Annotated in this window: 3 protein-coding genes; 1 reads left to right on the top strand and 2 read right to left on the bottom strand. The window is 47.6% G+C overall.

Going from position 1 to position 3,537, the window contains the following annotated elements; all coding sequences use genetic code 11:
• A partial coding sequence (locus ABYP73_RS12320; RefSeq protein WP_372974525.1) for an ATP-binding protein occupies window positions 1-2,710 on the top strand: 2,710 nt, incomplete at its 5' end.
• Window positions 2,711-2,746: 36 nt separating this feature from the next.
• On the opposite strand, the gene ABYP73_RS12315 is transcribed toward ABYP73_RS12320, so the two are convergent.
• Complete coding sequence (locus tag ABYP73_RS12315; protein WP_372945978.1) at window positions 2,747-2,971, bottom strand: DUF2892 domain-containing protein; 225 nt, start codon at window positions 2,969-2,971, stop codon at window positions 2,747-2,749.
• Between the two features lie 68 nt (window positions 2,972-3,039).
• Window positions 3,040-3,513 carry a cupin domain-containing protein gene (locus tag ABYP73_RS12310; protein WP_372974524.1) on the bottom strand — a complete coding sequence of 158 codons (474 nt, stop codon included), beginning with the start codon at window positions 3,511-3,513 and terminating at the stop codon, window positions 3,040-3,042.
• Window positions 3,514-3,537: the final 24 nt, after the last annotated feature.

The following is a 3,537-nucleotide window of genomic DNA, read 5'->3' as shown; positions in this document are numbered from 1 at the left end:
TATGGAAAATCTGTCTCCTGATATCCTGTTGCAGGATAAGAACGATCTGGAATTTATGGAGGGGGATAAGCTTCCGCGATTTCTTGAAACCAATGTGCCCTACTGGGGTAAACTACGGATCAGGGCGCTGGATTCACTGAAAGGATGGACCTTGCATTTAGAAGACAAAATGATCGGACCTCCTGTTTGGACCAAAAGTAACGGGCGGGTAGATGTGTATGCCTACTCGGGCAGAACACTGTTGTTCCACCAGAAAACGGGAGTAGGAGTTCCTGCCTCGGAACGGGCAACGGACTACAGTTGGATGCTAAACAGCATCCGCCTTGAAGACCTGCCGACAGACGAACCGGTTACACTGATCATAAGGGCAGAAGGCAACGATTTCGGTTATCCGGCCTATTTCAATTTAAACGCTCGTAGCCCGGATCAACCCTATTACCATCAAATCAACCAATTTCACCACGGCTTTAATACGTTTATGTTCGGGGTGACCTTTATCATCTTCCTTTTCTTCCTGCTGCAATACCTCTACCTGAAGGATCCTGTATACTTCTGGTTTTCCCTTTGGCTGTTCTTCTGCACGCTCACTCAGGCCATGACGATCGGACTGATCATTGACCGCCTCCCCTCCTGGAGATACCCCTTTTGGTTTATCACTGCCAACGGTATCTTTTTCACCTTTTGGTTTTTCGGCAGGGCTTTCGTCGGGTCTAAACAAAAATTCCCAAAACTCGATACATTCATACTGAGCCTGGCCCTGTTTGTATTGGCCGAAATCGTGCTCACTACCCTCTATGTCATCTTTTTCAACCCTGACATTCATTTCATCGAACCGGGGTTCCATTTCCAACTGTTAAACATCTATACCCTGGGTAGTCTGATCATTTCGGTGATCTTGTGTTTAAAAAAAGACCTCTTTGCACGATATTTCGGGGTTGGATCATTGATTGCAAGTATATTCCTGGTCATTGGCACCCTTTGGTCCATGGGATGGATCATACCCCCCTTCAAGCTCGATCCCTATGGGACGGGATTGTTTTTCCAGATCGTATTGTATTCGTTTGGCATGGCTTACCGAAGTCAGAAGATCAATGAAAGCATCCAACAGGAACGCCTGAACGCCACACGATCTCTGGCCGAAATCCAGCGAATGAAGGACCTCGATGAGGTCAAGACCCGTTTTTTTGCCAACATCAGCCATGAGTTCAGAACGCCTTTATCCCTGATCCAGGGGCCTTTGCAACAGGCTAAAAAATCTTCTGCCAATTCGGGCGGACCCATCTTGATCGGACAGAGAACCTACGATGTCATCAAACAAAACATAGGTCGACTCCAAACCCTGGTAAACCAACTTCTCGATCTTTCCAAATTGGAGAGCGGTACGGTGCATCTAAAGTTGCAGCAAGGTGGATTGATCCAATATTTACGCTCCCTGGTGTATTCCTTTGAAAGTGTTGCCGAACAACGGAATATCAGCTTTACAACCCACTTTCCTAGGGAAATGGATCAGGCCTATTATGACAAGGACAAACTGGAAAAAATCCTGAGCAACCTGCTCTCCAACAGCTTCAAGTTTACCCCTCCGGGAGGATCCGTTCGCGTAGATGTGAACAGCTCTCAAAAGGCCCTGGTCATCGAGATCAGTGATTCCGGCAGCGGTATGAGCAAAAAAGATGTGGACCGGATCTTTGACAGGTTCTACAGGGTTGAAGGTACCGAGGTTGAGGGTTCGGGGATAGGCCTTGCCCTGACCAAGGAACTGGTGGATCTCCACCGGGGGCAGATCAGCGTGCACAGCGAGAAAGGGAGGGGTACGACCTTCAGGGTCAGGATCCCAATCGAGCTGGAAGAACTCCCGAAGGCAGTTAAGATCGAACAATCAGTCCGTGAGGAAGAAACCGTTTCTGTTGCCGATACTGGAAGAGTCACGGTAAAAACCGAACTTCAGGAGCCTGTACACGATAAAGACCGGGAAGTGGTCTTACTGGTTGAGGACAATGAGGATCTGTCTGTATTCATCAGGGAGGTATTATCGCCAAGGTTTGAGGTGATCAGTGCCAAAGATGGCCTTCAGGGAGAACGCCTGGCTTTCGAACATATTCCGGATCTCATTGTGTCGGATGTCATGATGCCTAAGAAAGACGGATATGAACTTTGCAATACCCTGAAGACGAATATCAAGACCAGCCATATCCCCATCATCATGCTTACAGCCAAAGCCGGGCAGGCTAATAAGCTGGCCGGACTCACCCAGGGGGCGGATGCCTATCTTACCAAACCCTTTGATCCTGATGAATTGCTGTTGAGGGCTGAAAACCTCATCCAATCGCGTAAAAAGATCTGGGAGCACTTTAAGACGCTTGAGTTTGTTGAATTAGCAGATCTGAAAATCAATGCCGTGGACGACCAGTTCCTGCAAAAAGTGATACAGGTGATCAAAGATAATCTGGACAATGAATCGCTTTCCGTTGAAGATATTGCTTCCGAAGTCGGATTCAGCAGGGCACAGCTCCACAGGAAACTAAAGGCGCTTACTAATAAATCGGCCGGACAACTTTTAGGCGAGATGCGGCTGAACAAGGCAAAGGTCATGCTGCAGAACAAGGCCGGATCCGTGTCGGAGGTAGCCTATTCCGTGGGGTACTCCAATTTGTCTTATTTCACCAAGAGCTTTAAGCAGAAGTTCGGTGTATTGCCCAGTAAGATCTGAGCCCGGATGCTAGATTCTTTGGTGTCACACAAAGCCTCACTTTCCGTCCTGAATGGGCTCCGATTCCGGCATCATCTTGTTCAGGATAAAATAGACCGGGCAGAATTTGGTAGCCGGACTGATCAGCTGCAATCCTCCTACGGCCACAGCGATCCAGAGAAAATTCAGGTTCTGGGTGTAGAGTGTCAGCCCCACACTGATCAGATAAAGCACGCCTACGATGGCATCGTGCGCTCTTACTTTGGCCTTTACGTCTTTCATATCATTGGTTTTAGGATGGCTTAATTTACGAAATGAGCACCTGATATCCAATGGGTTATAATTCGACTTTATTCCCGGAGTTTTTCTGCGACGCTGTCGTAATACGCCTGGGTCAGCACCTCCGTCCAGATAGTAGGTTGTGAACCTCCATAGATGGCTAAATACGTTACAGAACTGTTCTTTGTGGAACTGTGCCAGTGCTCCGTATCCTTATTGCATTTTATCACGTCCCCCTTCCTGAGGATCGCAGGTTCCTTTCCCCTTTCCTGGTAATACCCTTCCCCATCCACGTAAATCAGGATCTGTGGTGAAGTGTGCTTATGCCAGTCGAGGGTAGAATTCGCCCTGAACGTAGCCTTGGTAATGTTGTAATCGAGATCGCCGTCTGCTGTGAGAAGGGAATTCAACCAGGCTTCCCCTATATAATGGGTGTTGGGAGCTTTGACACCCTCCTCGAGATAAGAAGAAACGCTATAATCAATATTCTGGGCACTTAGTAAAATCGAAGTAAAAATAAACAGGCATGTGATCAGATTTTTCATGGGTGTTTGATTTTACATAAAGAT

This window comes from Muriicola sp. (assembly GCF_041567615.1).
Lineage (GTDB): Bacteria > Bacteroidota > Bacteroidia > Flavobacteriales > Flavobacteriaceae > Muriicola.
Note: the sequence above shows the minus strand (reverse complement) of the source record. Positions and strands in the feature narration are given on the sequence as shown.